General features: G+C 65.5%; 27 protein-coding genes and 2 tRNA genes. 18 read left to right on the top strand and 11 right to left on the bottom strand.

The window, feature by feature from the left end; translation table 11 throughout:
• Positions 1–7: 7 nt before the first annotated feature.
• The 4 genes from folD to JTE92_RS18570 all read left to right on the top strand — a co-directional run bounded on the left by folD (position 8) and on the right by JTE92_RS18570 (position 5,791).
• Complete coding sequence (gene folD / locus JTE92_RS18585) at positions 8–859, top strand: bifunctional methylenetetrahydrofolate dehydrogenase/methenyltetrahydrofolate cyclohydrolase FolD (protein ID WP_063238600.1); 852 nt, start codon at positions 8–10, stop codon at positions 857–859.
• Between the two features lie 111 nt (positions 860–970).
• Complete coding sequence (locus JTE92_RS18580) at positions 971–3,064, top strand: M3 family metallopeptidase (RefSeq protein ID WP_063238599.1); 2,094 nt, start codon at positions 971–973, stop codon at positions 3,062–3,064.
• A complete protein-coding gene (gene xth / locus JTE92_RS18575; protein WP_174544855.1) occupies positions 3,061–3,891 on the top strand; it encodes an exodeoxyribonuclease III in 831 nt (276 codons plus the stop codon). The genes JTE92_RS18580 and xth overlap by 4 nt, the downstream gene beginning before the upstream one ends.
• A gap of 55 nt (positions 3,892–3,946) precedes the next feature.
• On the top strand, positions 3,947–5,791 hold the full coding sequence (locus tag JTE92_RS18570; RefSeq protein ID WP_063238598.1) for a SulP family inorganic anion transporter: 1,845 nt from the start codon (positions 3,947–3,949) through the stop codon (positions 5,789–5,791).
• Between the two features lie 219 nt (positions 5,792–6,010).
• Here the strand turns inward: JTE92_RS18570 and JTE92_RS18565 are convergent, their stop codons facing one another.
• A complete protein-coding gene (locus tag JTE92_RS18565; RefSeq protein ID WP_029047712.1) occupies positions 6,011–6,274 on the bottom strand; it encodes a DUF1488 family protein in 264 nt (87 codons plus the stop codon).
• Between the two features lie 236 nt (positions 6,275–6,510).
• Here JTE92_RS18565 and JTE92_RS18560 point away from each other — a divergent pair.
• Positions 6,511–6,586, top strand: a tRNA-Lys gene (locus tag JTE92_RS18560).
• Positions 6,587–6,692: 106 nt separating this feature from the next.
• Here JTE92_RS18560 and JTE92_RS18555 read toward each other — a convergent pair.
• On the bottom strand, positions 6,693–8,081 hold the full coding sequence (locus JTE92_RS18555; protein ID WP_063238597.1) for an 8-oxoguanine deaminase: 1,389 nt from the start codon (positions 8,079–8,081) through the stop codon (positions 6,693–6,695).
• Positions 8,082–8,202: 121 nt separating this feature from the next.
• Positions 8,203–9,111, bottom strand: coding sequence for a LysR family transcriptional regulator (locus JTE92_RS18550; RefSeq protein WP_063238596.1), 909 nt, complete (start codon positions 9,109–9,111; stop codon positions 8,203–8,205).
• 130 nt (positions 9,112–9,241) lie between these two features.
• Here JTE92_RS18550 and JTE92_RS18545 point away from each other — a divergent pair.
• The 3 genes from JTE92_RS18545 to JTE92_RS18535 all read left to right on the top strand — a co-directional run bounded on the left by JTE92_RS18545 (position 9,242) and on the right by JTE92_RS18535 (position 11,350).
• Positions 9,242–9,317: transfer RNA gene (locus tag JTE92_RS18545), tRNA-Lys, on the top strand.
• 368 nt (positions 9,318–9,685) lie between these two features.
• On the top strand, positions 9,686–10,666 hold the full coding sequence (locus tag JTE92_RS18540; RefSeq protein ID WP_063238595.1) for a tripartite tricarboxylate transporter substrate binding protein BugE: 981 nt from the start codon (positions 9,686–9,688) through the stop codon (positions 10,664–10,666).
• 321 nt (positions 10,667–10,987) lie between these two features.
• Complete coding sequence (locus tag JTE92_RS18535; protein WP_063238594.1) at positions 10,988–11,350, top strand: hypothetical protein; 363 nt, start codon at positions 10,988–10,990, stop codon at positions 11,348–11,350.
• 63 nt (positions 11,351–11,413) lie between these two features.
• Here the strand turns inward: JTE92_RS18535 and scpC are convergent, their stop codons facing one another.
• A complete protein-coding gene (gene scpC / locus JTE92_RS18530) occupies positions 11,414–12,931 on the bottom strand; it encodes a succinyl-CoA:acetate CoA-transferase ScpC (protein WP_063238593.1) in 1,518 nt (505 codons plus the stop codon).
• A gap of 394 nt (positions 12,932–13,325) precedes the next feature.
• Between scpC and JTE92_RS18525 the strand changes: the two genes are divergently transcribed.
• Both JTE92_RS18525 and JTE92_RS18520 read left to right on the top strand, forming a co-directional pair.
• Complete coding sequence (locus JTE92_RS18525) at positions 13,326–13,919, top strand: winged helix DNA-binding protein (protein WP_063238592.1); 594 nt, start codon at positions 13,326–13,328, stop codon at positions 13,917–13,919.
• Between the two features lie 206 nt (positions 13,920–14,125).
• Positions 14,126–18,994: an NAD-glutamate dehydrogenase gene (locus JTE92_RS18520; protein WP_063238591.1), complete on the top strand. Its 4,869-nt coding sequence runs from the start codon at positions 14,126–14,128 to the stop codon at positions 18,992–18,994.
• A 32-nt stretch (positions 18,995–19,026) separates the two neighbouring features.
• Here the strand turns inward: JTE92_RS18520 and JTE92_RS18515 are convergent, their stop codons facing one another.
• From JTE92_RS18515 to JTE92_RS18505, 3 genes are all read right to left on the bottom strand, one after another.
• The gene (locus JTE92_RS18515) at positions 19,027–19,377 is read right to left on the bottom strand and encodes a hypothetical protein (RefSeq protein ID WP_063238590.1); all 351 of its coding nucleotides are present in this window, start codon (positions 19,375–19,377) and stop codon (positions 19,027–19,029) included.
• A gap of 109 nt (positions 19,378–19,486) precedes the next feature.
• Entirely contained in the window at positions 19,487–19,675 is a 189-nt protein-coding gene (locus JTE92_RS18510) for a hypothetical protein (RefSeq protein ID WP_029047721.1), read from the bottom strand.
• Positions 19,676–19,720: 45 nt separating this feature from the next.
• Positions 19,721–20,110, bottom strand: a complete 390-nt coding sequence (locus tag JTE92_RS18505; RefSeq protein WP_063238716.1) for a DUF6566 family protein — start codon at positions 20,108–20,110, stop codon at positions 19,721–19,723.
• A 240-nt stretch (positions 20,111–20,350) separates the two neighbouring features.
• Here JTE92_RS18505 and JTE92_RS18500 point away from each other — a divergent pair, with 240 nt between their 5' ends.
• Complete coding sequence (locus tag JTE92_RS18500; RefSeq protein ID WP_063238715.1) at positions 20,351–20,611, top strand: hypothetical protein; 261 nt, start codon at positions 20,351–20,353, stop codon at positions 20,609–20,611.
• Between the two features lie 40 nt (positions 20,612–20,651).
• Positions 20,652–21,158 carry a cupin domain-containing protein gene (locus JTE92_RS18495; RefSeq protein WP_063238589.1) on the top strand — a complete coding sequence of 169 codons (507 nt, stop codon included), beginning with the start codon at positions 20,652–20,654 and terminating at the stop codon, positions 21,156–21,158.
• A gap of 219 nt (positions 21,159–21,377) precedes the next feature.
• Here the strand turns inward: JTE92_RS18495 and JTE92_RS18490 are convergent, their stop codons facing one another.
• Positions 21,378–21,659 (bottom strand): hypothetical protein, encoded by a 282-nt coding sequence (locus JTE92_RS18490; RefSeq protein WP_063238588.1) that lies wholly within the window; start codon positions 21,657–21,659, stop codon positions 21,378–21,380.
• Positions 21,660–22,035: 376 nt separating this feature from the next.
• On the opposite strand from JTE92_RS18490, the gene JTE92_RS18485 reads away from it, so the two are divergent.
• The 4 genes from JTE92_RS18485 (at position 22,036) to JTE92_RS18470 (ending at position 23,854) form a co-directional block, all read left to right on the top strand.
• Positions 22,036–22,326 carry a DUF2471 family protein gene (locus JTE92_RS18485; protein WP_063238587.1) on the top strand — a complete coding sequence of 97 codons (291 nt, stop codon included), beginning with the start codon at positions 22,036–22,038 and terminating at the stop codon, positions 22,324–22,326.
• Positions 22,327–22,335: 9 nt separating this feature from the next.
• Positions 22,336–22,623, top strand: coding sequence for a hypothetical protein (locus tag JTE92_RS18480; RefSeq protein WP_063238586.1), 288 nt, complete (start codon positions 22,336–22,338; stop codon positions 22,621–22,623).
• Between the two features lie 4 nt (positions 22,624–22,627).
• Entirely contained in the window at positions 22,628–22,879 is a 252-nt protein-coding gene (locus tag JTE92_RS18475) for a hypothetical protein (RefSeq protein WP_063238585.1), read from the top strand.
• A gap of 777 nt (positions 22,880–23,656) precedes the next feature.
• Positions 23,657–23,854, top strand: a complete 198-nt coding sequence (locus tag JTE92_RS18470) for a hypothetical protein (RefSeq protein WP_063238583.1) — start codon at positions 23,657–23,659, stop codon at positions 23,852–23,854.
• A 565-nt stretch (positions 23,855–24,419) separates the two neighbouring features.
• Here JTE92_RS18470 and JTE92_RS18465 read toward each other — a convergent pair.
• Positions 24,420–24,593 (bottom strand): hypothetical protein, encoded by a 174-nt coding sequence (locus JTE92_RS18465; RefSeq protein WP_157096920.1) that lies wholly within the window; start codon positions 24,591–24,593, stop codon positions 24,420–24,422.
• Between the two features lie 625 nt (positions 24,594–25,218).
• Between JTE92_RS18465 and JTE92_RS18460 the strand changes: the two genes are divergently transcribed.
• Positions 25,219–25,440, top strand: a complete 222-nt coding sequence (locus tag JTE92_RS18460; RefSeq protein WP_147318558.1) for a DUF2188 domain-containing protein — start codon at positions 25,219–25,221, stop codon at positions 25,438–25,440.
• A 120-nt stretch (positions 25,441–25,560) separates the two neighbouring features.
• Entirely contained in the window at positions 25,561–25,776 is a 216-nt protein-coding gene (locus JTE92_RS18455) for a DUF2188 domain-containing protein (RefSeq protein ID WP_063238714.1), read from the top strand.
• 198 nt (positions 25,777–25,974) lie between these two features.
• Here JTE92_RS18455 and JTE92_RS18450 read toward each other — a convergent pair whose 3' ends face one another.
• Together JTE92_RS18450 and JTE92_RS30715 are read right to left on the bottom strand one after the other, a co-directional pair.
• A complete protein-coding gene (locus tag JTE92_RS18450) occupies positions 25,975–26,220 on the bottom strand; it encodes a hypothetical protein (RefSeq protein WP_063238580.1) in 246 nt (81 codons plus the stop codon).
• Positions 26,221–26,283: 63 nt separating this feature from the next.
• Complete coding sequence (locus JTE92_RS30715; protein WP_116386768.1) at positions 26,284–26,739, bottom strand: pilin; 456 nt, start codon at positions 26,737–26,739, stop codon at positions 26,284–26,286.
• Positions 26,740–26,978 lie beyond the last annotated feature (239 nt).

The raw sequence follows: 26,978 nt of genomic DNA, 5'->3' as shown, positions 1-26,978 counted from the left end.
TTCCTCCATGTCTGCCCAACTGATCGACGGCAACGCCCTTGCCAAACAAATCCGCTCCGAAGCCGCCCAGCGCGCCGCCAGCCTGACCGAGCGCGGTCACCGCCCCGGCCTGGCCGTGATCCTGGTCGGCGAGGACCCGGCCAGCCAGGTCTACGTGCGCAACAAGGTCAAGGCCTGCCAGGACAACGGCTTCCACTCCTCGCTGGACCGCTACCCGGCCGACCTGTCCGAGGCGGAATTGCTGGCCCGCATCGACGCGCTCAACCAGGACCCGAGCATCCACGGCATCCTGGTGCAGCTGCCGCTGCCCAGGCACATCGACAGCCACAAGGTGCTGGAAGCGATCGCCCCGGAAAAGGACGTCGACGGCTTCCACGTGGCCAATGCCGGCGCGCTGATGACCGGCGCCCCGCTGTTCCGCCCGTGCACGCCGTACGGCTGCATGAAGATGCTGGAATCGATCCAGTACCCGCTGCGCGGCGCGCGTGCCGTGGTGGTCGGCGCCTCCAACATCGTCGGCAAGCCGATGGCCATGCTGCTGCTGCAGGCCGGCGCCACCGTCACCATCTGCAACAGCAAGACGCGCGATATCGGCGCCCACACCCGCGAGGCCGACGTGATCGTCGCCGCGGTCGGCAAGCGCAACCTGATCACCGCCGACATGGTCAAGCCGGGCGCCGTCGTGATCGACGTGGGCATGAACCGCGACGACAACGGCAAGCTGTGCGGCGACGTGGACTTCGCCGGCGTGCGCGAGGTAGCCGGCTACGTCACGCCGGTGCCGGGCGGCGTCGGCCCGATGACCATCACCATGCTGCTGGTCAACACGCTGGAAGCGGCGGAACGCGCCGCGGGCTGAAGCGCTCGCACATTCGACGTACAGTACGCCACACGGGGTGCTGGAAATGCCCGCACCCCGCCCCCACCTGCGGGACATCGACCCTTGAGGCCAGCCAACCGAGAACACGCCATGGACCAAGCCGCACAAGCCACCCCGGCCAACAATCCGCTGCTGGACTTTTCCGACCTGCCCCGCTTCGCCGAGATCCGGCCCGAGCACATCAGCCCGGCTCTGGACGTGCTGCTGGAACGCGCGCAGCAGGCCGTCGCCCGCGCCGAGGACCCGGCCACGCCGGCGGACTGGGTCAACGCCGTGCAGGCCCTGGAAGCCGCCACCGAGCCGCTCGGCCGCGCCTGGGGCGTGGTCAGCCACCTGAGCGCCGTCGCCGACACGCCCGAACTGCGCAAGGCGCACGCCGACAACCTGCCGCGCATGACCGAGTTCTGGTCGTCGCTCGGCCAGAGCCTGGCGCTGTATGAAAAGTACAAGGCACTGGCCGCCAGCCCCGACTTCGCCGGCATGAGCGCAGCCCGCCACCAGCTGATCGACAACGAGCTGCGCGGCTTCCGCCTGGGCGGCGCCGAGCTGCCCGAAGACAAGAAGCCGCGCTTCGCCGAGATCCAGGAGCAGCAGGAGCAGCTGTCCAAGGCCTTCTCCGACCACGTGCTGGACGCCACCAACACCTACGCGCTGGTCATCGAGGACGAGGCCCGCCTGGCCGGCCTGCCCGACGACGCGAAGGAAGCCGCCCGCCACGCCGCCGAGAAGGACGGCAAGGCCGGCTGGAAGTTCACGCTGCACTTCCCTTCGTACTTCCCGGTGCTGCAGTACGCCGACGACCGTGCGCTGCGCCAGACGCTGTACGAGGCCAACGTCACGCGCGCCTCGGAGCTGGGCGCGCAATACGGCCAGGGCCAGGGCGAGTGGGACAACACCGCCAACATGCGCGACCAGCTGGCGCTGCGCCGCGAAGAAGCGCAGATGCTTGGCTACCAGTGCTACGGCGAAGTCTCGCTGGTGCCGAAGATGGCCGAGTCGCCTGCCGAAGTGCTGAAGTTCCTTGACGAGCTGGCCATCAAGGCAAGGCCCTACGCCGAGAAGGACTGGGCCGAACTGCAGGCCTTTGCCGCCGCCGAACTCGGCCTGTCCGACCTGCAACCGTGGGACGTGGCCTACGCCTCGGAAAAGCTGCGCCAGCAGCGCTATGCGTTCTCCGAGCACGAGGTCAAGCAGTACTTCCCGGAACCCAAGGTGCTGGAAGGCCTGTTCGGCGTGGTGCAGAAGCTGTTCTCGGTGCGCATCGAGGCCGAGCCGGCGCAGACCTGGCACAAGGACGTGCGCTTTTTCCGCGTGACCACGGCGGAAGGCACGCTGCTGGCCCAGTTCTATATCGACCTGTACGCGCGCGAAGGCAAGCGCGGCGGCGCCTGGATGGACGACGCGCGCGGCCGCAAGGTGCTGGAGCAAGGCGGCGTGCAGACGCCGGTCGCGTACCTGACCTGCAACTTCTCCGCGCCGGTGGGCAACAAGCCCGCGCTGTTCACGCACGACGAAGTGATCACGCTGTTCCATGAGTTCGGCCACGGCCTGCACCACATGCTGACGCAGGTGGGCGAGCTGGGCGTGTCGGGCATCAACGGCGTGGAATGGGATGCGGTGGAGCTGCCGTCGCAGTTCATGGAAAACTTCTGCTGGGAATACGAAGTGCTGACCGGCATGACGCAGCACGTCGACACCGGCGCGCCGCTGCCGCGCGTGCTGTTCGACCGCATGCTGGCCGCCAGGAACTTCCAGAACGGCATGATGACGCTGCGCCAGATCGTGTTCTCGTCGTTCGACATGCACCTGCACACGGACTTCGACCCGGCCGGCGCCGCCTCGGTGCTGGAGCTGTCGCGCCAGATCAACGACCGCGTGCACGTGGTGCCGCAGCATCCGCTGTCGCGCTGGCCGAACACCTTCAGCCATATCTTTGCCGGCGGCTACGCGGCGGGCTACTACAGCTACAAGTGGGCGGAGGTGCTATCGGCCGACGTCTATGCGGCGTTCGAGGAAGCGGCACAGCTGTCGGGCACCGTGCTCGACAGCGAGACCGGCGCGCGCTACCAGCGCGAGATCCTGTCGGTGGGCGGCAGCCGCCCGGCGATGGAATCCTTCGTCGCGTTCCGCGGCCGCGCGCCGCAGATCGATGCGCTGCTGCGCCACGGCGGGATGGCGGCATGAGCGCGGTTGCACTGCCCACCACCGGTCCGCTGCGGATCGCGAGCTGGAACGTCAATTCCCTGAAGGTGCGCCTGCCGCAGGTGCTGCAATGGCTGGCCGAGCAGGACCAGGCCGGCGCGCCCATCGATGCGCTGTGCCTGCAGGAACTGAAGCTGCCGGACGACAAGTACCCGCTGGCCGAACTGGAGAATGCCGGCTTCCACAGCATCTACACCGGCCAGAAGACGTACAACGGCGTGGCCATCGTCGCCCGCGACGCCAGCATGCCCGGGCCGGCCGACGTGGTGCGCAACATTCCCGGCTTCGAGGACGCGCAGCAGCGCGTGATCGCCGCCACCTACGGCGACCTGCGGCTGGTCTGTGCCTACTTCCCCAACGGCCAGTCGCCCGAGTCGGAGAAGTTCACGTACAAGCTCAAGTGGCTGGAAGCCATGACGGCGTGGCTGCGCGAGGAACTGGCGCGCCATCCCAAGCTGGCGCTGCTGGGTGATTTCAATATCGCCCCCGAAGACCGCGACGTGCATGATCCGGCCAAGTGGGAAGGCCAGAACCTGGTGTCGCCGCCGGAGCGCGCCGCCTTTGCGGCGCTGGTCGAACTGGGCCTGGCCGATGCCTTCCGCAGGTTCGACCAGCCTGAGAAGAGCTTCTCCTGGTGGGATTACCGCATGCTGGCATTCCGCCGCAATGCGGGACTGCGCATCGACCATATCCTGCTGTCGCCAACGCTGGCGCAGCAGTGCGCGGCCTGCGTGATCGACCGCGTGCCGCGCACCTGGGAGCAGCCGTCGGACCACACGCCGGTGGTTGCCACGCTGCACTGCGGCTAGGCCCCGCCCCTACGCGGCCACGGGCAGGCCGCCGACGAGTCAGTACCTGCTCTCCATGACAGCATCCACGCAAGGCAATTTCCTGCATCGCATGTTCCCCTGGCGCCAGCGCATCGACCGCGCCACGCTGCGCGCCGACATGGTCGCCGGCCTGCTCGGCGCGGTGCTGGTGTTGCCACAGGGCGTTGCCTTCGCCACGCTGGCCGGACTGCCGCCGCAGTACGGCATCTACAGCGCGGTGGTGCCCTGCATCGTCGCGGCGCTGTTCGGTTCGAGCTGGCACGTGATGTCGGGGCCGACCAATGCCAATTCGCTGGCGTTGTTCGCGATGCTGAGCCCGCTGGCGTTTGCCGGCAGCCCCGCGTATATCGGGCTGGCGCTCGCGGTAACCATCCTGGTCGGCGTGATGCAGCTCGCCGTCGGCACGCTGCGGCTCGGTTCGCTCGCCAACTTTATCTCGCCGTCGGTGCTGCTCGGCTTCACCTGCGGCGCCGCGACACTGATCGGGTTGTATGCGCTGAAGGATGTGTTCGGCCTGCAAGTGCCGACCGGCACCAGCGCCTTCGGCGTGCTGCGTCACCTGGCCGAACACGCCGACACGATCAACTGGTCCGCGGCGGCCGTCGCCGCCGTGACGCTGGCGGTGACGCTGCTGTGCAAGCGGCTGTGGCGCAAGCTGCCGTTCATGCTGCTGGGCCTGCTGGCCGGCTATGGCGTGGCGCTGTTGCTGAACCAGGCCGGCACCGGCGCCCAGCATGTGAACGTGGTCGGGCCGATCCCGTCGGCGCTGCCGCATTTCCATGTGCCCGACCTCGACTGGCGCAAGCTGCCCGACCTGCTCGGCATCGCCTCGGCGCTGACCATCGTCGCGCTGGGCCAGTCGATCTCGATCGCCAAGGCGGTGGCGCTGCGCTCCGGGCAGCATATCGACGCCAACCGCGAATTCATCGGCCAGGGCCTGTCCAATATCGCCGGCGGCTTTTTCTCCGGCTATATCTCGTGCGGCTCGCTCAACCGCTCGATGCCCAACTTTGAAGCCGGCGCGCGCACACCGCTGGCCAGCGTGTTCTCGGCGCTGTGGCTGGTGGCGCTGGTCGCGCTCAGCGCGCCGCTGCTGGCGCAGATCCCGATGGCGGCGATCGGCGCCATGCTGCTGCTGGTGGCGTGGGGACTGCTCGATATTGCACGGCTGCGGCGCATCTTCACGCTCAGCCGTACCGAGTTCGCGATTGCCATCGGCACCTTCGCCGCGACGCTGGTGATCCGGCTCGAAATGGCGGTGCTGCTCGGCACCGTGCTGTCGCTGGTGGCCTACCTGTACCGCACCTCCAGGCCGGCAGTGCGCAGCCTGGTGCCGGATGCCGACGACCCGGGCCGGCGCTTCACGCCGCTGGACGAACTGCACCGCCCGCAGCCGGAATGCCCGCAGCTCAAGCTGCTGCGCATGGAAGGCGCGATCTACTTCGGCGCCGTGCAGTACGTGACCGACCGCCTGCACTGGCTGCGCGAAGTCAACGCCGGCCAGACGCATTTGCTGGCGATGACCAAGAGCATGAATTTCATCGACCTGGCGGGTGCGGAGATGTGGGAAAACGAGCTGGTCGAGCGCCGCGCCATGGGCGGCGACCTCTACTTCCACCGTCCGCGCACGCAGGTGCTGCAGACGTGGGAGCAGACCGGCTTCAGCAACAAGCTGGGGCCGGACCATATCTTCCCGACCAAGCGGCAGGCGCTGCACACGATCATCGGCAAGCTGTCGCCCGAGATCTGCGCGCAGTGCCGCGCCAGGATCTTTGAAGAATGCGCGTCACGGCCGGGGGCATCCGCTCACGGCGCCGTCAATGCGGATGCGGCCAGCGCACCGCAGCCGGGGGCATGCGCCACCGCGGCGGCACGCTGACGCGTCGCGCTCATACGTCGCACACAAGATGCCGTCAGCAAGAAAAGCCTGCCGAGGACAGCGTTAAACAACCGGAAATTGAAACAGCGGGGATGACGTGGGTGCCTGCGCCGGCGTTGCCGGGCCGGGTACGCAAGGCCGGACGGCCCTACGCGGTGATGCCTGATGGTGGATGGGCGCCCGCGACATGCCGACGGCTGGCCGGGGCATCCATCCTCATCAGATCGGCGCCACGTGGGCGCGCTTGACGACGATTGGCTGGGGCGCGCCCTGCTCGATCAGCACCACGGCGGCGCGTTCGATGGTTTCGCGGCCGGCACGGAATGCCTCTTCCAGCGACAGCACCTGGTCGGCGCTGAAGCCTTCCCACAGCGCCTCGCGTGTCACTACGCAAGTCACTTTCTCGCCATTGACGATCGCCTGAAAGAGCAAGCCTTCGTTGTTGATGTCGTAGCGCTCTTGCTCTTGGAATTTAATATCCATCGGTGCAGCCCTCCATATGCAAGTGGAGAAGAATCCTAACATGGCTCCGGCGATATCGTGCGGATCCAGCTTGTGCGATTGCGCTCAATCCGAAGACCAGCAAAGCTGGCGTTCGGTTCCGTTCACCTGATGGTTGCCGGCATCGGCATGCGCGAAAGGCGTTGCGCCGGTTTGCGCGCGATGGCGCGCAAACTGTTGACAGCGCCGAAAATCATGCTAGAATCTCGTTCTTCGTTGGGGCGTTAGCTCAGTTGGTAGAGCAGCGGACTCTTAATCCGTAGGTCGAGTGTTCGAGTCACTCACGCCCCACCAGCGAACACAGAAAGGCCGGAAGCAGCAATGCTTCCGGCCTTTTGCTTTTTCGCTCCTGGTGTTTCGCCTTGATGTGCCGCAACTGCCTGTGCCGCAACTGCCGCGGTCAGGCGCCGACGCTGGCGCGCTCGAACAGCGTGCGTGCCAGTGCGCGATGCCGCGTCAGCACGCTGGGCAGGTCCGCCGTCAGCAGCATGCCATCGCGCACCACTTCGCGGCCGTTGATCACGCTCGCCGCGACATTGGCGGGGGTGCAGAACACCAGCGAGGCGACCAGGTCGTGGCCGCCGCCGGCAAAGCCCACCCCTGACATATCGAAGGCGACGAAGTCCGCCGACATGCCGGGCGCCAGCGCGCCGATATCGTCGCGGTTGAGCACGCGTGCGCCGCCCAGCGTGGCGATCTCCAGCGCCTCGCGCGCGCTCAGGGCGGCCGGGCCGTAGCCGACGCGCTGCAGCAGCATGGCCTGGCGCACTTCGCCCAGCATGTGCGCGCCGTCGTTCGAGGCGCTGCCGTCGACACCCAGGCCAACCGGCACGCCGGCATCGCGCATCGCCCGCACCGGCGCAATGCCTGAGGCGAGCCGCATATTCGAGCACGGGCAATGCGCCACGCCGGTGCCGGTACGCGCGAACAGCGCGATACCCTCTTCATCGAGCTTCACGCAGTGCGCATGCCAGACGTCGTGACCGACCCAGCCCAGGTCTTCGGCATACTGCGCCGGCGTCAGGCCGAACTTCTCGCGCGAGTACGCGATGTCGTTGTCATTCTCGGCCAGGTGGGTGTGCAGCGACACGCCGTAGTGGCGCGCCATCACGGCCGACTCGCGCATCAGGTCGCGCGACACCGAGAACGGCGAGCACGGCGCCAGCACCACGCGCAGCATCGCGTGACGCGCGCCGTCGTGGTACTGCTCGACCAGCCGCTGGCTGTCGCGCAGGATCGCGGCTTCGTCTTCGACCACCACGTCGGGCGGCAGGCCGCCCTTGCTGCGGCCCACGCTCATCGAGCCGCGCGCGGCATGGAAGCGCATGCCCATCTCCTGCGCGGCGGCGATCGAATCGTCCAGGCGCGAGCCGTTGGGGAACAGGTAGAGGTGATCGCTGGTGGTGGTGCAGCCGGACAGCATCAGCTCGGCCATCGCGGTTTTGGTCGACACGGCAATCATTTCCGGCGTCAGGTGCGACCACAGCATGTACAGGTTGGTCAGCCACGAGAACAGCTCGGCATCCTGCGCGGCGGGCACGGCGCGCGTCAGGCTCTGGTACATGTGGTGGTGCGTGTTGACCAGTCCGGGCGTCACCACGCGGCCGCGCATGTCGAGCACCTGCGCGCTGCCGTCGTCGACCATGCGGCGGTATTGCGCCGGCAGTTCGGCGCTCGGACCGACCCACTGCACCGCCGGCCCTTCGGCGACCAGCGCGCCGTCGCGGATCTCGCGGCGCTGCGCGTCCATGGTGACGAGTACGTCGGCGTTCAGGGCAATCAGGGTCATGGCGGCATTCCTTGGGTGCTTGGGGACGGATGCCGCCAGTCTAAGACGAAGGCGTGCTCGCGCCTAAGCATTGAATTCCGAGCACCGTGTCCACAAAAAGTGGACAGCCGCGCCACCCCGACTAGCGGGCCTGGGCGAACAGCGTGGCCAGCGCATCGCCGATGCGTTCTGCCATCAGCTCCGCGGCCGCGCTGGGGGTGCCGCGGGCACGCGCCACCAGCGTCAGCGTCTGCCCCTGCAGGTGGCGGTCGCGCAGCGGCACGTACACCAGCGCCTGCCGCGCGCGCTCCTCCATCACGTCGAGCGGGTTCAGCAGCGCCACGCCGGTGCCCAGCATGACCAGCTGGCGGATCAGCACGGTCGAGGTCGATTCCGCCACCGGCGACACTTCGATGGCATTGCGGGAAAAGGCGGCATCCAGCAGCGCGCGGATCGATAGCGACGGCGCCGGCAGGATCAGCGGATAGCCGACGCATTCGCTCAACAGCACGGACGGCTGCGCCGCCAGCGCATGGCCCGGCGGCACGACCGCGCCGATCTGCCAGTCGCTGCTGGCCAGCGCGCGGAAGGCGGGCAGTTCCGGCAGATCGTAGCCAAGCCCGAGATCGGCATCGCCCTGCTCGACCGCCGCGACGATCCCGGCAACCGGCAGGTCGTTCACGCGCACCATGATGCCCGGGTAGCGCTGGCGGAAGTCATGCACCAGCGACGGCATCAGCGATCCGGCCAGCCCCGCGGTGACCGCCACGGTGACGTCGCCGCGGCGAGCGCCCTTGAATTCTTCGATGCGCTCGCGCAGCGCGTCATGCTCGCGCAGCGTCTGGCGGACGTGGGCCAGCACCATCTCGCCCAGCGGCGTCAGGCGCAGCCGCTTGTTGATGCGCTCGAACAGCGGCGCGCCCAGCTCGGCTTCCAGGTCAAGGATCTGCCGGTTCACGGCCGTCGGCGCCACGTGCAGGTGCTCGGCCGCCTTGCGGATCGAACCGCGGCGGACAACCTCGTCGAGATAGCGCAGGATTCTGGCGTGCATGGGCTGGCGGTGTATCGGGGAGTGCCGAATTGTAGCGGCGGGAGCGAACCCTGCTGCCTCCGCCTTTGCAAAAGACGGCGAAAGGGTATTGCGCAGTATGCGATACCTTGCTACAATCTTTTTCTTCGTTGGGGCGTTAGCTCAGTTGGTAGAGCAGCGGACTCTTAATCCGTAGGTCGAGTGTTCGAGTCACTCACGCCCCACCAGCGAATTCAGGAAAAGCCGGAAGCTTGCTTCCGGCTTTTTTCATTTTCACCCGCCCTTCCTCTTACCCTCTCCCGCGCCTGCGCAAGCCGTGGTCGACCGCACGGCACGGCCGCTGTTTTCTTGATACGCGGGTTGTCACCAATATCCTTGCGCGTCCTTTCCCGGTTGAATCCCTTCCGCGCATGTTGTGGAACATGGTTCCGTATCGCGGAACCATCGCAATGTGCAGGCCGCTGCCGCACCCCGGAGCGGCCCGGTCAGCCGGCGCGGGAAGACTGACGGCGCGGGGCGCACGATGGCGTTGCGCCCGAGAGAACGCCTGCAGCCCGCCCGGCGAGCAATCAGTGAAAGAAGAACGGAGGCATCCTTGAAAGCAGTCAACAAAGCAGGCGCAGCCGCCTGCATCGCAGCCATCGGCCTGGCCTGTGCCGGCTTTGCCCAGGCGCAGTCCTACCCCACCAAGCCGATCCGCCTGATCGTCCCGTTCGCGGCCGGCGGCACCACCGATATCGTCGCACGCGCGGTCTCCGACAGCCTGGGCCGCGAGCTGGGCCAGCCGGTGGTGGTGGAAAACCGCGGCGGCGGCGGCGGCGCGATCGGTGCCGACGCGCTGGCCAAGTCCGCGCCGGACGGCTACACGCTCGGCATCGCCACGGTCAGCACCATGGCGACCAACCCGGCCACCAATCCCAAGAACCCGTACGACCCGCTCAAGGATTTCGCGCCGATCACCAACCTGGTCAACGTGCCCAACGTGCTGACGGTGAACCCGAAGGTGCCGGCCAAGACGCTGAAGGAGTTCATCGCGCTGCTGAAGTCCAACCCGGGCAAATACAGCTACGCTTCCGCCGGCAAGGGCAGCATCTCGCACCTGGATGGCGAACTGTTCAAGGACATCACCAAGACCGACATGGTCCATATCCCCTATCGTGGATCGGGCCCGGCGCTGAACGACACGCTGGCCGGCCAGGTCAACGCGCAGTTCGACAACCTGCCGTCGTCGATGCCGCATATCCAGGCCGGCAAGCTGCGCGCGCTGGCCGTGGCGGCACCCAAGCGCGTCGAGGGCCTGCCCGACGTGCCGACCTTTGCCGAAGCCGGCATGAAGGACATGAACAACATGGCCTGGTATGGCCTGGTCGCGCCGGCCGGCACGCCCGCGGCCATCATCACGCGCGTGCACGATGCCGCGGTCAAGGCGTTGCAGGATCCGAACACGAAGCGCCGCCTGGCTGAAAGCGGCGCCTACACCGACGGCAATACCTCGGCCCAGTACGCCGCGCAGATCAAGCGCGAACTGGACCTGCGCAAGAAGATTGCGCATGACCAGAACATCACGCTGGAATAACCGGCGTCAGACGAGGGGCCATCGAACGGCTGCCGCATGGCAGCCGTTTTTTTCGCCTGAAGGTTCACAAACGTGCCGATAACGGCCCTGCCTGGTGGGAGATTTCCGACCAACCGGGCCAGATCTTGATCCTGAACAGGACGCAACGCCCGCCCAAGCGTTTCAATATCCCTAGAAGAAACTTTCACTTTGCGGACACGCGCCAACTCGGTACATTAGCTGGGTGATCCGCCACACGGCCGGCCGCACGCCGGACCACGCTCGGCCCCAAACCCGGCATCGCACAGGCGCTGCGATGCCGAAATCGCGAGGATAAGAGAGATGCTGAAGAAGACCGTTTCTACCCTGATCGTTGCAGCATTCGCCGCCATGGGCGCGACGCAGGTTCATGCGCAGAAGAACTACACCGATGGCGGCGACCTGTACGGCGGCAGCCATACCAAGAAGCAGGCCAGCCCGAACCAGAACCCGGCGAAGTCGGGCAAGTTCGACCCCTACACCGACGGCGCCAAGCAGTCGACGCGCTCGGACCTGACCACCTCGGGCAAGAAGTTCGACCCGAACACCGATGGTGCCAAGTCGGGCAAGTTCGATCCTCACACCGACGGCGCCAAGGCCGGCAAGTACGATCCGTACACCGATGGCGCCAAGGCGCCCGCCAGCCAGGGCAGCAAGGCGCAGTAAGCCCGCAATGTCCCGGCAGGACAGCCCGCTTCGGCGGGCTGTTTGCATTCTTGCGTGCGGGTTTCAGGCAGCCAGGGCCTGCGCCGGCTGTGCGGACCGCATGGTGCCGCGATCGCGCAAGCCGACATGCCAGGACAACGCCTCTTCCAGCAGGTGCGGCGTCTGGCCGCCGTGGGCGCTGGCGCGGCGGAAATAGTCGCCCAGCAACTCGCGGTATTGCGGATCGGCGCAATTGGCGATGACGGTGCGCGCGCGCTCGCGCGGTGCCAGGCCGCGCAGGTCGGCCAGGCCGTGCTCGGTGACGATGATGTCGACATCGTGCTCGGTGTGGTCCACGTGCGCCACCATCGGCACGATGCTCGAGACCTCGCCGCCCTTGGCCACCGACTTGGTCACGAACACCGACACGTGCGCATTGCGCGCAAAGTCGCCGGAGCCGCCGATGCCGTTCATCATGTGCGTGCCACCCACATGCGTGGAGTTGACGTTGCCGTAGATGTCGCACTCCAGCGCGGTGTTGATGGTGATCAGCCCCAGCCGGCGCAGGATCTCGGGATGGTTGCTGATCTCCTGCGGGCGCAGCAGCAGGCGCGAACGGTAGCGGTCCAGGTTCGACAGGAAGCGCTGGTAGACCTCGCGCGTCAGCGTCACCGACGACGCCGACGCGAACGACAGCCGGCCCGCATCGAGCAACTCGATGGTGCTGTCCTGCAGCACCTCGGAATACATCTTCAGGTCGCGGAACGGCGACTCGACCAGCCCGTGCAGCACGGCATTGGCAATGGTGCCGATGCCGGCCTGCAGCGGCTGCAGCGACGGCGACAGCTTGCCCGCGCGCACTTCGCGCAGCAGGAAGTCATTGAGGTGGCCGGCGATGCTGCGGGTCTCGTCGTCCGGCGGCAGCGCATTGGACGGGCTGTCGTCCTTGGCGGTGATGACGATGGCGGCAATCTTCTCCGGATCGATCGGAATATACGGGAGTCCGATGCGCTGTTCCGGCGCGATCAGCGGGATCGGCTGGCGGTACGGGCGCTGGACCGGGAAATAGATGTCGTGCAGCCCTTCCAGCTCCAGCGGCATGTTCATGTTGATCTCGACGATCACCTTGCGCGCCAGCATGGCAAAGCTTGCCGAATTGCCCACCGAGGTGCTGGGGATGATGCCGCCCTGCTCGGTAATCGCCACGGCCTCGACCACCGCCACGTCCACCGGCGCGATCTGGCCGGAACGCAGCTGCTCGACGGTTTCGGACAGGTGCTGGTCGATGAACATCACCTCGCCGGCGTTGATCTTGCGGCGCAGCGTGCCATCGGACTGGAACGGCAGGCGGCGCGCGATCACGTCGGCCTCGGCCAGGACGCGGTCGATGTCGTTGCCGAGCGAGGCGCCCGTCATCAGGGTGATGCGCAGCGGCTCGGTCGCCGCGCGCCGCGCCAGCGCGAACGGGACTTCCTTGCAGTCGCCCGCGCGGGTGAAACCGCTCATGCCTACGGTCATGCCGTCGCGGATCAGCGCGGCGGCCTCGTCGGCCGAGACTACCTTGTCATGCAGCCTCGCCAGGCGAATGCGTTCCTTGTCCATCGTGATCTCCGGTCTGGCGGCGCGGGCCCTTGCCTGTGCCGCTCGCCCCGTGCCTTGTTTGCCGGGGTCTCCGGCTGGCAGTGTAGCCAGGCACCTCTATTCAGGCTGCGATTTAAAGTCATGACAACCAGTCGCTTTCTTCATAGCCGATCCGGCGCCAGGGACCTGCGCGCCACTAACCGCGTCCGGAGCCTCAGGACATACCCGCAATGTCACAAAAATGGCAAAAGTTTCTGGTACTGTCTCGCCCTATCGGTTGAACGGGCCCGCCAGAGAGGTCCAGCAACCGTGCCGCCCGGGCCGGCCATGCTCGGCCCATCAACCCGTCGCACAAGCGTGACGGGTGCCTGCAGCATCGTAGTGGCGGCAATTTGAAAATCAGGAGACGCCATTCATGCAGCCCAGACCTCTCGAACCCAACGAGCCGGTCGTCCTTGCACTGGTCGACGCCGTCACCGCCTGGCAGGACGCCCTGGAACAGACCCTCTCCGCCTCTGGCCTGACTTACGCCAAATGGCTGTTGCTGCGCGCGATCAGGCGCGGCCACTTCGTGCGCGGCGCCCCGTTGCCGGGCGCCATGCCGATCGATGTTCCGCAGTCGGAACTGCTGCTGCATGAACTGCGCCGCGACGGCTGGATCGAGTATGCCGAGGCCATTGCGCCCCGCATCTCCGACACCGCTGCGAGCCGCCTCGAACGCGCCTCGCAGGCGCTCAGCGCGCTGCACAGCGTGTCGGTGGCACCGTTCAGCCCGCAGGAGCGCGTGGCGCTGGGCAGCCTGCTGGAACGGATGAAGATCCGGCTGAACGACCACACCACGCGCCAGATCCGCGTGGGCGGCGAAGCCGCGCGCCAGGACAAGCTGGCGACAGCCGGCGGTGCTTCAACCCAGGCCGGCATGCCGGCGTCCGTCGTCCCCTGCACGGGACTGCCCCCGGTTGCGCATCGCCCGGCCTCTTGCCCTACCCTCGCCAGCGCGCGCTTCTGACGCGCGCGCCAAGGCCGGCGGCCGCCTCCCTCGCGGGCGGACCCGCCGCACTGTCCGGACCCCCTGCTTTCTTCGCGACTTTGTCCCGCCAGGTGCGCTGATTTTTCCTAAAGTATGAGCATGCCCCGGCACATGCCGGACCGGCGGCGTAATTGCCGCGCGGGCCGCACTGGCCGCGTCGTCCATCGATACCGCGAGGAGGGATCATGCCGCAGGAGAACGAAGACAAAGTCGCGCACCTGCTGGACGAACTGCTTGCCTTTGCGCGGGAGCGGCTGCCGGCGGCCACGTTCGGCACCGCCGAGCCCCTCCTGCGGCACTACTACGACCAGGCCGACGCAGAAGACCTGCTGCACCGCGAAGTCGCCGACCTGTACGGCGCCGTGATGGCGCACTGGCAGACCGCGCAGAAGTTCGTCCCGGGCAGCGCGCGCATCCGCATCTACAACCCGACGCTGGAAGAGCATGGCTGGCACTCCGACCATACCGTGGTCGAGATCGTCAACGACGACATGCCCTTCCTGGTCGACTCCGTGACCATGGAGATCAACCGGCAAGGGTTGGCGTTGCATTCGGCGATCCACCCGGTGTTCCGCGTCTGGCGCAGTGCCGCCGGCGGGATCGAGCGCATCGCGCTGGGCGGCGCCGGCGAGCCTGGCGACAATTCGCGCCTGGAATCCTTCATCCACTTCGAGGTCGACCGCAGCGGCGAGGCCGCGCGGCTGGACGCGCTGCGCAGCGGCATCGCGCGCGTGCTGGGCGACGTGCGCGCCGCGGTCGAAGACTGGCCGGCGATGTGCGACATCACCCAGGCCACCATCGCCATGCTGGCGCAGGCACCGGCTGCCGCCTCGCCCGACAGCACCGAGGCCCGCGCCTTCCTGGAATGGATGATGGACGACCACTTCACCTTCCTCGGCCAGCGCGACTACGAGCTGGTGGCGCAGGAAGGGCGCTATTTCCTGCGCGGCGTGCCGGGCTCGGGCGCGGGCATCCTGCGCGAGAGCCTGCGCGAGCCGGAGGCGCAGGACCTGACGCCGCTGCCGGCCGCGGCCACCGCCATCATCGAGGGCCCCACGCAGATCTTCGTCACCAAGGCCAACTCGCGCGCCAGCGTGCACCGGCCGGGCTATCTCGACTATGTCGGTGTCAAGCTGCTGGATGCACAGGGCCAGCTGTTCGGCGAGCGCCGCTTCGTGGGCCTGTACACCTCGACCGCGTACACGGCGCCGATCGCCGAGATTCCGCTGGTGCGGCGCAAGTGCGCCAATATCCTGGCGCGCGCCGGCTTCCTCACCAAGGGCCACCTGTACAAGTCGCTGGTGACCATCCTCGAGCAATATCCGCGCGACGAACTGTTCCAGGCGAGCGAGGACGAACTGTTCGGCATCACCACCGGCATCCTGCGGCTGCAGGAGCACCAGCGCACGCGGCTGTTCGTGCGGCGCGACCGTTTCGACCGCTTTGTCTCGTGCCTGGTGTTCGTGCCGCGCGACAAGTACAACACCGACCTGCGCCAGAAGATCCAGAAGCTGCTGACTGCGGCCTTCCACGGCACCAGCTGCGAATTCACGCCGCTGCTGTCGGAATCGCCGCTGGCGCGCATCCAGCTGACCGTGCGCGGCGAACCGGGCACGATGCCGCATGTCGACACCGCCGAACTGGAGCAGCGCATCGTCCACGCCAGCCGCCGCTGGCAGGACGACCTTGCCGAAGCGCTGCACGAAAGCCACGGCGAGGAGCAAGGCAACCGGCTGCTGCAGCGCTACGGCGCCTCGTTCCCCGCGGGCTACCGCGAAGACTACCCCGCCCGCACCGCCGTGCGCGACATCGAGCTGATGGAGCGCGCGCTGCGCGCCCACGACAGCGCGCGCGGCATGGCCATGAACCTGTACCGGCCGATCGAGGCCGCGCCGGGCGCGTTCCGCTTCAAGGTCTACCGTGCCGGCGAGCCGATCGCGCTGTCGCACAGCCTGCCCATGCTCGAACACCTGGGCGTGCGCGTGGACGAAGAGCGCCCCTACCTGATCGAGCCCGACAGCGGCGCGCCGGTGTGGGTGCATGACTTCGGGCTGGAAATTGCCGACAGCGGCGGCGCGGCGGACTTCGATATCGCGCGCGTCAAGGCGCTGTTCGAAGACGCCTTTGCGCGTGCCTGGCATGGCGAAATCGAGAACGACGACCTGAACCGGCTGGTGCTGCGTGCCGAAATGGCCGCGCGCGATGTCACCATCCTGCGCGCCTACGCACGCTATTTGCGCCAGGTCGGCTCGACCTTCAGCGATGCCTATATCGAACGCGCGCTGACCGGCAATGCGGGCATCGCGGCGATGCTGGTCGCGCTGTTCATCGCGCGCTTCGACACTGTCAGCCAGGTGGCTGCCGACACCGCGCGCCAGGCACGCTGCGACAAGCTGCTGGCCGACATCGAAGCCGCGCTCGACAAGGTGCCCAACCTCGACGAGGACCGCATCCTGCGGCTCTTCCTGGGTGTGATCCAGGCCACGGTGCGCACCAACTATTTCCACCGCGGCGAGGACGGCCAGCCGCGTCCCTATGTGTCGTTCAAGTTCAACCCGGCGCTGGTGCCCGGGCTGCCCGAGCCGCGGCCGATGTTCGAGATCTGGGTCTATTCGCCGCGGGTCGAGGGTGTGCACCTGCGCGGCGGCCGCGTCGCGCGCGGCGGGCTGCGCTGGTCCGACCGCCGCGAAGACTTCCGCACCGAGGTCCTGGGCCTGATGAAGGCGCAGATGGTCAAGAACACGGTGATCGTGCCGGTGGGCTCCAAGGGCGGTTTCGTGGTCAAGCGCCCGCCCCCGCCGGGCGACCGCGATGCGTTCCTGCAGGAAGGCATCGCCTGCTACCAGACCTTCCTGCGCGGGCTGCTGGACCTGACCGACAACCTTGTCGGCGGCCAGCTGGTGCCGCCACCCGACGTGGTGCGGCATGACGACAACGATCCCTACCTGGTGGTCGCCGCCGACAAGGGCACCGCGACGTTCTCCGACTTCGCCAACGCGATTTCGGCCGAGTATGGCTTCTGGCTCGACGATGCCTTCGCCTCCGGCGGCTCGGTCGGCTACGACCACAAGAAGATGGGCATCACCGCGCGCGGCGCCTGGGAATCGGTCAAGCGGCATTTCCGCGAGATGGGCGTCGATATCCAGACCACCGACTTCACCGTGGCCGGCGTCGGCGACATGTCGGGCGATGTGTTCGGCAACGGCATGCTGCTGTCGCCGCATATCAAGCTGGTGGCCGCCTTCGACCACCGTCACATCTTCCTCGACCCCGACCCGGATCCCGCGCGCACGCTGGAGGAACGCACACGGCTGTTCAATCTGCCGCGCTCGAGCTGGGCCGACTACGACGCCACGCTGATCTCCGCCGGCGGCGGCATCTTCCCGCGCACGGCCAAGACCATCACGCTGACGCCGCAGGTGCAGGCGGTGCTCGGCATCACGGCCAGCGCGCTGTCGCCGGCCGAGCTGATCCACGCCATCCTGATGGCGCCGGTCGACCTGCTCTACAACGGCGGCATCGGCACCTACGTCAAGTCGAGCCAGGAAACGCACCTGCAGGCCGGCGACCGCACCAACGACGCGGTGCGCGTCAACGGCAACGAACTGCGCTGCAAGGTGGTCGGCGAAGGCGGCAACCTGGGCTTTACCCAGCTGGGCCGCATCGAGTTCGCGCGCAAGGGGGGCCGCATCAACACCGATGCCATCGACAACTCCGCCGGCGTGGATTGCTCCGACCATGAGGTCAATATCAAGATCCTGCTTGGCCTGGTGATGGCCGATGGCGAGATGACCGAGAAGCAGCGCAACAAGCTGCTGGCCGAGATGACCGACGAGGTCGGCCTGCTGGTGCTGCAGGACAACTACTACCAGACCCAGGCGCTGTCGGTGGCCGGGCGCCACGCCACGGCGCTGCTCGATGGCGAGGCGCGGCTGGTGCGCTGGCTGGAGCGCGCCGGGCGGCTGAACCGGGCGCTGGAATTCCTGCCTTCCGACGAAGAGATTGCCGAGCGCAAGCTGGCCGGGGAAGGGCTCACGTCGCCCGAGCGCGCGGTGCTGCTGGCGTACAGCAAGATGTGGCTGTACGACGCGCTGCTGGATTCCGACGTGCCCGAAGACCCGCTGGTCGGCGGCCTGCTGTCCGATTATTTCCCGGTGCCGCTGCGCCAGCGCCATGGCGAAACCATGCATCGCCACCCGCTGCGCCGGGAGATTCTCTCGACGCACCTGACCAATATGCTGGTCAACCGCATCGGCGCGACCTTCGTGCACCGGATCATGGAAGAAACCGACGCGCGCCCGGCCGACATCGTGCGCGCCTGCCTGATTGCGCGCGATGTGTTCGGGCTGACCGCGCTGTGGCAGGAGATCGATGCGCTGGACAACCGCGGGCCCGATGCCGAGCAGGCTCGCATGTTCGGCGAGGTGGCGGTGCTGCTGGAGCGGGCCTGCCTGTGGTTTATCCGCTATCTGCGCAGCGGCGGCCAGGCCGGCGCCGAACTGGCGCGCTTTACGCAGGCGGCGCAGTGGCTGCTGCCGCAGTTGCCTCGGCTGCTGCCGCCGGCCGATGCGGCGGCGCTGGCGGAACATGCCAGGACCTTCTCCGATGCCGGGGTCGACGAGGCGCTCGCCTTGCGCGTTGCCGGCAGCGAGATTTCCGCGGCGGCGCTGGATATCGCCGAAGTGGCCAACGCGTGCGAGCGCAGCCTCGACCTGGTCGCGGGGGTGTATTTCGCGCTGGACAGCCACCTGAGCTTCAGCTGGCTGCGCGAGCGTGCGCTGGCTCTGCCCTCGGACACGCACTGGGACCTGCTGGCGCGCACCACCACGCTGGAAGACCTGGGCCGGCTCAAGCGCGCGCTGACGGTCAGCGTGCTGTCGCAACAGGGGGAACTGGAATCGCCGGAAGCGATGATCGATGCCTGGCGTGCCAGCCGCCACGGCGCGCTGGAACGCTTTACGCGCATGCTTGCCGACCAGCGCGCATCGGGTGCCGCGGGACTGTCGATGCTGTCGGTCGCGGTGCGCGAGATCGGGATGCTGGAGCGCGGCTAGCGCGCCATCCCTGGCGCGGGCAAGGCGCGGACTTATTCGTCGCCGCTGTCGCCGCTGTCCTCGGTGTCGAAGCCCTCGTCGTCCCGCCGGGCGCGCAACTCCAGCCCGAGCAGCACCAGCAGCTCGAATGCATCTGACAACAGATGCTTCTGCCGGGGCAGCAGGCTGGCATAAGGCATGTCGTAGATCGACTGGTGCGCGGCGCGCTGCCCCTTGAGGCCGCGGTCGCGCGCGATATCCGACAGCAGCGCGGCAAACCCGGACAGGTCCTGCGCCGCCAGCGCCGAATTCAGTACCTTGGCGATGACTTCCGGGGAAGCATTCGCCCAGCCCATGCGTTCAGCATTGGAAGCGGAGTGTTGAGGGAAGTCGGCAAAGTCCATTTTGTGTTTAACGGTCTCGCCCGAACGAGCTTAAGTCGGCAGCCATGTGAATTTGACCCCACAGGCGTGGGGTACTGCACAGGCTTGCGGCGCCGAAGCGGCTGGCGGGCTAGCGCGCTGCCGGCTTCGCGGCTACCTGCCGGTAGACCGTGGTGCCGTCGCGCGCGGTGCGGGCTTCGACATGGTTGCGGGCGCCGCATTGCGGGCAGCGGAATACCGGCCCCTGCCCTTCGTTGCGGATCTGCACCTCGTCCGGCTCCCAGCGCGCGCCGCAAGCCTGGTTCCCACAAACAAACATGAATTCTCCTGAAAATTGAAAATCAGGGCCTCGATAGCGGCCCCCTCAACCATTGCGTTGCACCCATTGCCGCGCCCATGAAATCGCCGCAGCGCGGGCATCCTCCGGCGTGGCATGCGTGGTCGGCGGCGCACCGCCTTCCAGCACGACGGCGCCAGACTCCCAAATATCGCACAACGCCTTGAAACGGCCCGGCCCCAGCGCGTGGCAAAAAACGTGAATGACGAAGCCGCGATACTCGACCACGTCGGTCGCGTCATCGGTCAGCGCACGGTCGGCGCTGGCATCGGATGGCACCACCGGTGCATCCGCACGCGAGTCCGGCCTGCCTCGCGCCGGACTTGCCCGCAGCAATGTCGCGCAGGCACTGCCCAGCGCCACACCGAGCACCACGCCCAGGCCAAACCAGCAAGCCCTGCTTCCACACTGCGCCATCGGCATCCCCTGTCAGCGGCCCCTGCCGGCCATCCTGTCACCTGCGCAAAACCGCAGGCAGCGTGCACGGTATTGCTTCCAAGGTTATACCAATCCGGAAAGAGGCCATTGGCGGCGCACGCCGCGCGGAAACAAGAATTTGGAGCGTGACCGGACCGCAGGCGGCGACTATACTGTATATCCATACAGTTATCCGACAGGCGTCCTGCCTTGGCCGCGCTGCCGCATGGTCCTTGCCATATGCCCCTGTACCAATCCGATTCCATCCTGCTTGAGGCCTTCTACTTCGGCGACGATGCGGAATCCCTGCGCCTGCCCTGCGGCAGCGTCAGCATTGACGCCGGCGCCATCATCGTCCACGGCATCGAGCCCGACCTGCTCCGGTCGCTGCGCTGGACGCCCGATTTCCTCTCGTTCGAAGCGCATGGCACGCGCCACCGCTACCCGGTCAGCCGCCCCGCGCTGGTTGGCCCCGCACAGGCACGCTTCGCCCTGCTTTAAGCTATGGCTTCCGCCTGCACCATGCCACGCCAACGTCCACATGCCAGCCCACAGCCTTGCCGCCAACGAACTGATCCGCACGCTTGCACTGAAGCCGCACCCGGAAGGCGGCTTCTATCGCGAGACCTACCGCAGCGAAGAACGCATCGTGTGCGCCGACCAGCGTACGCGCGAAGCCAGCACGGCGATCTACTACATGCTGTGCGGCAACGATTATTCCGCGTGGCACCGGATCCGTTCCGACGAGTTGTGGCACTTCCACGCCGGCTCGCCGGTAGCAGTGCACAGCATCGCCGACGGCGGCATCGTCACGCAGCGTCTCGGCGATCCGTTGCGCCACACCGGCGCGTCCTTCCAGGCGATGGTGCCCGCCGGCCGGTGGTTTGCCGCGGAACGCGTGGACCTGGGAGACGGCGTCGACTTTGCGCTGGTCGGTTGTACCGTGGCACCGGCCTTCCAGTTCAGCGACTTCGAACTGGCCGATGCGGCCGCGCTTGCGGGCCTGGCAAGCGGGCATGACACCCTGCTGCGCCGGCTCTCGCGATAGCGCGCGCGGCAAAAAAACAGCCCGCGCGGCGGGGTGCGCGCAGCAGCGTCACACTGTACATTCATACAGTATCTTTCCGGTGTCCCATGTCACCCGAAACTGCCAACTGCCCTTTTTGCGGCACCGCCGCCGAGCGCCTGCGCGCCTACGGCCATGTGGTCAGCGCAAGCCCGCCATCGCCAGTGCAATGCGGAAACGGCTGCGGCAAAGGTCGCGTATTCATGAACGCTTGCATTCGACCTTCTCTTCATACTCGCCGTCGTCATCCCATTTACGCTCGATCAGGCACGGCCCGTCGCGGTACTTTTCCTTGCGCTCATAGCCGCGCGGACCATCCTTGCACTTGCGCACCTCCTTGTATTCGCCATCCCGCTTGACCTCGCGCTCGATCTTGCAAGGGCCGCTGCGGAATTTTTCCTTGTACTCGCCGCCGGCATGAGAGACGGGCGAAACGATCAGGCAGGAGAGGACGAGGATGGCAGTGGGGAGCGTTCGGGCCATGGGAAAACAGTGCGCAAGGGACGACCGAGCATAGCAACACCCGGTCGGGCAGGCTGTATCAAAGCGTTACGCCTGAAACGTCTGAAGCCCCGCCCCCGAGAACGAAAAAACCCGCCTGGCTTTCACCAAGCGGGTTTCTTGTTCTGGTCGGGGCGAGAGGATTTGAACCTCCGACCACCTGCACCCCATATAGATATGAAGTGTAACAAAAACAGTAAGTTAGCTTATTTCCTCTAACTTGCTGCTCATCTTTTGAGCACAATGGCATGCGGCTCGGCGGGTAGATTTCGAGCCAAGTTAGACAATTTCTCGCGCATTCCCAAGGCCGCCCTCTCACGCGCTATACTGGATATCCATACAGTACTTTCACCCGACCATGAACGCCATTAACGCCGCTGAATCGTCCATCATCGAAGCCACGCCGGCCATCGTCGCCAAGCACCGCGCCGCCGGCATCCTGACCTGGAAGCTTATTCACCAAATCGAAGATGAGGTCATGCACGAGGTGGCCCAGTCGGGCAAGCATGCGTCCAACCTGCTCCGCATGCTGAAGTCCTCGCCGTTTTTGGGTTACCCGAAGGACGATACGCCCGCCGACTTCACGGGCAGCGAAGTGTTGCCGATCACTTTCAGCGTGATCCAAGACGCCTGGAATCGGGTCAACTGAACCGACGCCATGGGCAACAGCAAACTCGCCGCCGGCTGCCACGTTCGGACCACGGCCTATGACCCGGTTCCACCAATCGGGGCGAGCGGCATTCTCGCTCAGGTCCAGGGCAATCACATTGCCGCAGGACTGCGCACGCTCGGCCCAGCCACACGCGAGGCGCCAAGCCACCACGAGGTGCTTGTGGATGCCGGCCATCTTGGGACCGTGCGCCTATTTGTCGAGAAGAAGCAGGCCCGGCACGGCCGGCATTCGCACTACTTCTGGTCGGCCTACCGGGCCGAGCTAGCGAACTAGCGCCATGTCGGCTACCACCATTTTTCTCGAAGCCCATTACTTCGGCGAGGACAGCGAAGAACTGCGGCTGCCGTGCGATGCGGTCGCGGCCACGGCCGGCGGGCTCGTGGTAACTGGGCTGGAAGCCCGACACTTGCAGGCGCTGACCTGGCGGCCGGACTTTCTCTCCTACTGGTCCGATGGTCTACTGGTGCGGCTCGCAGTCGGGAGCTGGACTGCGCTGGGCGACACCACGGTTCGCTTTTCGCTGCGCTGAAGCAATGCCCCGCAAAAACCTGCCCGCGCTAGTAAGCCACCTGATCGCGCAAGGCGGCCTCTATGAGGGCTTTGTGCTGACGCCCTACTGCGACCGCGTCGCGGAGTGCCACAAGTAGCTGAATCGCCAGGCTGGGATCCTGGCCATCGGCCCGTAACGCGCGAACCATCTTAATCTGTTGCCGCACTCGTCCCCTTCCCTCCCGCAAATGCCTTTGGGACTGGGCTAAGTGCCGCTGCTCCATTTCGAAGTTGACCATGTCCGCTCCGCACGCATTTGGACCACCAAACGCTCTTTCATACTAGTGTGGCCACCAAGTTTTGAGGCAGTTACCGGCTGACCTATAATTTAAGTGCTGACTGAGACACGCCCGTAGCAAGCGAAGGTAGGTCAGCGAAACGATCACATTTCCCCATATGAAACGTGGTCGTGCAGGCCGGCGACCTGCAAATCCGAACCGGGTCAAATGATCCGGTTCGGCCGCGTGCAACGACAACTGAAAGCGCCGAGCACCTGTGATGGTGCTTTTTTTATGGCCGCCGATTTGCGATCGGCGATCAGCTTGGGGCGAAGCCAAGCGACTTCGCGCGAGCTTGACATCACAAGAAGATTTCGGTGTTGCGCTTTCGCGGCGCACAGCCCCAGCTCATGCCGTAAAAAAATGTTTCCCGCGTTGCGAGCCGGCTTGGGTCAACACAAAGTGGGCGGACTATTACCGAGCGCAGCCTTCGGCTGTGCGGACTTCATGCAAACCTATCCCCTTCGCCGGAGACGAAGATGCTGAGCCCACATGAAATTGCCGCCTTGATGCTCCTTAAGGATGCCAACGAGACGCCCGAATTGGATCCCGCCGACCTGAATGCCCTGGCGCGCAAAGAACTCGTACAGATGGACCGCCAAGCGCACCAACAAGGGCGCGTACGCCTTACCGGTCGAGGCCGCCAGTTCCTCGCCACCATCGCTCGTAGAAGCTGACCCATGACACCCAAGCCCCGGCACCAATTCTGCCGCCGTGCTAGGGGCGTCCACCGCAATCGCCGCCGCGTGATCGCTTAACTCTGAATTTCACAAAGTCTAATTGCCGCAAGGCGCCTGGCCTCATAAAGTGATCGGATGCGCTCCCTCCCTGCCAACACTGAGCGCAGCGCATGCTTGTGCCCTCGCCCACCCCGGCCGAGGGCTTTTTCTATTTGGCCTACATTCGAAATCCGCGCATCGCTTGCAAATCAACCATATGGCCCATATCAAGCCTTACGTCCATTGTTTAACCTTCCCGATACAGTCCGCCGACGGGGACGGGACCGGGATTGCTGGTGAACAACGAGATCAGAGACCCTGACAGGGTTACGAGGAATCGCCGCCTTCTTGATAACGCTCTCCACGTTCACAGCGAAGTAACGCCGGCGGGCTGCCCCGGCCTTTTCACCGCTCTCCCCCAAAAGACGGACAGGAACAGCTTGCGCAGATCGCGCCCGCGCCACACCGCGCGGCCTACCGAAGTGGGTGAGCGGGTCCGCTACGGCAGCGCCAGTATCCCAGTTCAGCGCACGCGCCCAGCTCTGTCTTCGCCCGCATGATTTGCTGTCTGCATGATGGCATGGATAGCATTGATGCCCGCCGTAAGGCGCTCGTAGATCGGAACACCACCGAAAACCAGATAGCCCAAAAACACGATCACCCCAAGGACGGCAAAGAACAAGTCGCGGTCGTGCACGGCCCCCCCCACACAGTTCAGTACAGCACTAACCTAAGTTTCATTTAAGAAACGTAGCGTGAGGTGGTAGAAATGTTGGCGACGCAACGGAAACCCGGGCTCGTTTCGATGGACGGCCAGAGGACTCATCTGAGAGCGATACCACAAAGAAAGCGCATGTCCGCACGCCCAACTGGCCCACAGCATCAGAGACGCTTGGGTGTAGCCTTACGGCCTCCATTTGGCATGGCCGAGGATTACTGAAGGTCATGGGAGGCCCGAGGACGACACGCGGCGTGGTCCGGGCTTGGATGCGCCAACCATCGCCAGATCTCGGAACATATGTCTAAAAATACATCACCCAATTGTGGTATGAAGCAGAGAGCATGTATATACTGCGGTTCGGGCGCAACTTCATGTTGTCCCCTTCCCGTTGAACCCCCGGTCCGTCCGGGGGTTTTCTTTTCTGGCCTCCCCTCGCGACCCAGCTGTGGTGTCATTTGCTGGCCCGGCGCTCGCCCCTTCGGTCCGTAGCCAGCCACCACAACACCTTCATCGTGACCTACAAGAATGTAGGACCGCGTCCGACAGAACCCACCCCCGCCTGCCCCTAGAAAGGAGATATAAACAACGAGCGGAGATGACGATGTCAGTATCCACAGTTGAAGTGATGTTCACCAAGGATCGCCGCTGGGTAGTGGCCTGTGAGGGATCAGAGGATCATGTCCCCTGTGCCTCGCGGGGTGTAGCAATCGCTGCAGCGATGAAAATAGCAATTGAGAACGACGCCGTCCTACTGATTCATGGCATCGATGACAAGCCAGATGAACTGTTCTTCAAGGAATGCGAAGCCAGCGTCGTCGAGTAATTCGACTGGCGACGAAAAGACGCGCACACGATCCGACTGTGCGGTCTCGCACAGTCGCCGATGGCACTCCGGGCGCACCAGCGCTAGATGTAATTTATTAACAGTATGGAGGACGCCACCATGCACGCGCACAATATCCACTTGATCCCAACCGGCAAGTTCGGCTGGGTCGTCGAGGTCGAGGGGGAAGACGAAGCGAGCGCGGAATACCTGACGCAGGATCAGGCGGTCGCCGCTGGCACAGAAAAAGCGAAAGAGGATGGCGTTGCACTATTCATCCACGGCCGAAACGGCAAAATCCGCGAACGCTACACCTACAGCAAGGACACTCACTAGCGCCGATGCCCGCCAAAGGCTGCGCGCCTAACCGGCTGCGAAGCATTGCTGGGACCGTTAAGCTGTTGGGCGCAGACGACACGCCAATTGCCTAGCGCCGCGAATTGCTGGACACTACGCATGCCGACTCGTCGGCGGCTCGCCGTACTACATGACCCCTCGAAGAGTGATGTGGTGCAATGGCGGGCCTTTTTGCCTTTATGCACCCTTCCACTGCTTGCGCGCTTCTATTAGCGCAAGCGCCATCGCCTCCCCGAGATCCGGCGGCACGCGATAAATCGCAGCTAGATTGCGCATGCGCTGAACCTCCCGGGCCACGTCATCGGGCGTCTCGATCGGGGGCAGTTCGGCCGCCATCTTGAGGCGCTCGTACAGCAGATCGATCAGTTCCTCGTCCAGCGAGGCGACCAATTCGGCTGCGCTGGGTAGGATGGGCAGCGTCAACGGATACTCCAGATAGAAAAAGGCGCCCCATACAGCGGGCGCCCGATGTTCGCAACTAAACGCTTAGTTGGCCGCGCACTTAATGCCACGACCAGGCGTCGTAGCATCGCAGCCAGTGCCCGTAATCGTCCATTGCACAACGCCGTTTGCCAAGGCAGGGGTGTACTTCAGCGCCATCTTAGCGCCCGCCGAGGTAGTACCGGTGGTAATCACATCAATAATACCGTTGGCCGTCGTGAGCTGATCGACATACGCGACCGTTGCGCCAGCATTGGCTGCAGCGATGTCCGCCGGAATGTCGCCCACACCACCGCCGCAACCAGTGAGCGTACCCTTGTCCTGAGCACACATAGCAACAGCCGTCTTAAATGCCCCAATTCCGCCTGCGGCGCCGGACACCTTGGTGCGCTGCTGGTAGTCAGCATATTGCGGGATAGCAATTGCCGCCAAGATACCGATGATCGCGACCACGATCATCAGTTCGATCAGCGTGAAGCCTTTTTGTACCCGTTTTCCCATCCGCGCTTTTTTCAGCATGAGTTGACCCCCAAGAATTTTAAGTTACGCAGCGAATTGCTGCTGGCAGGCAATAGAGCATGAGGTGTGCCAGGTACCTCGAATGAGTTAAAACCCGGGGTGAAACGACAATTTTTGTCAGTGCGGCTGCGAACACGGCGAGTAAGTGACAAATTTTGTCACCCACAGAGGGGTGTAGAGGTGACAAAATTTGTCACCCTGTCTGTGCGATGGGTGACAAA

The organism is Cupriavidus oxalaticus (genome assembly GCF_016894385.1).
GTDB lineage: Bacteria > Pseudomonadota > Gammaproteobacteria > Burkholderiales > Burkholderiaceae > Cupriavidus > Cupriavidus oxalaticus.
Note: the sequence above shows the minus strand (reverse complement) of the source record. Positions and strands in the feature narration are given on the sequence as shown.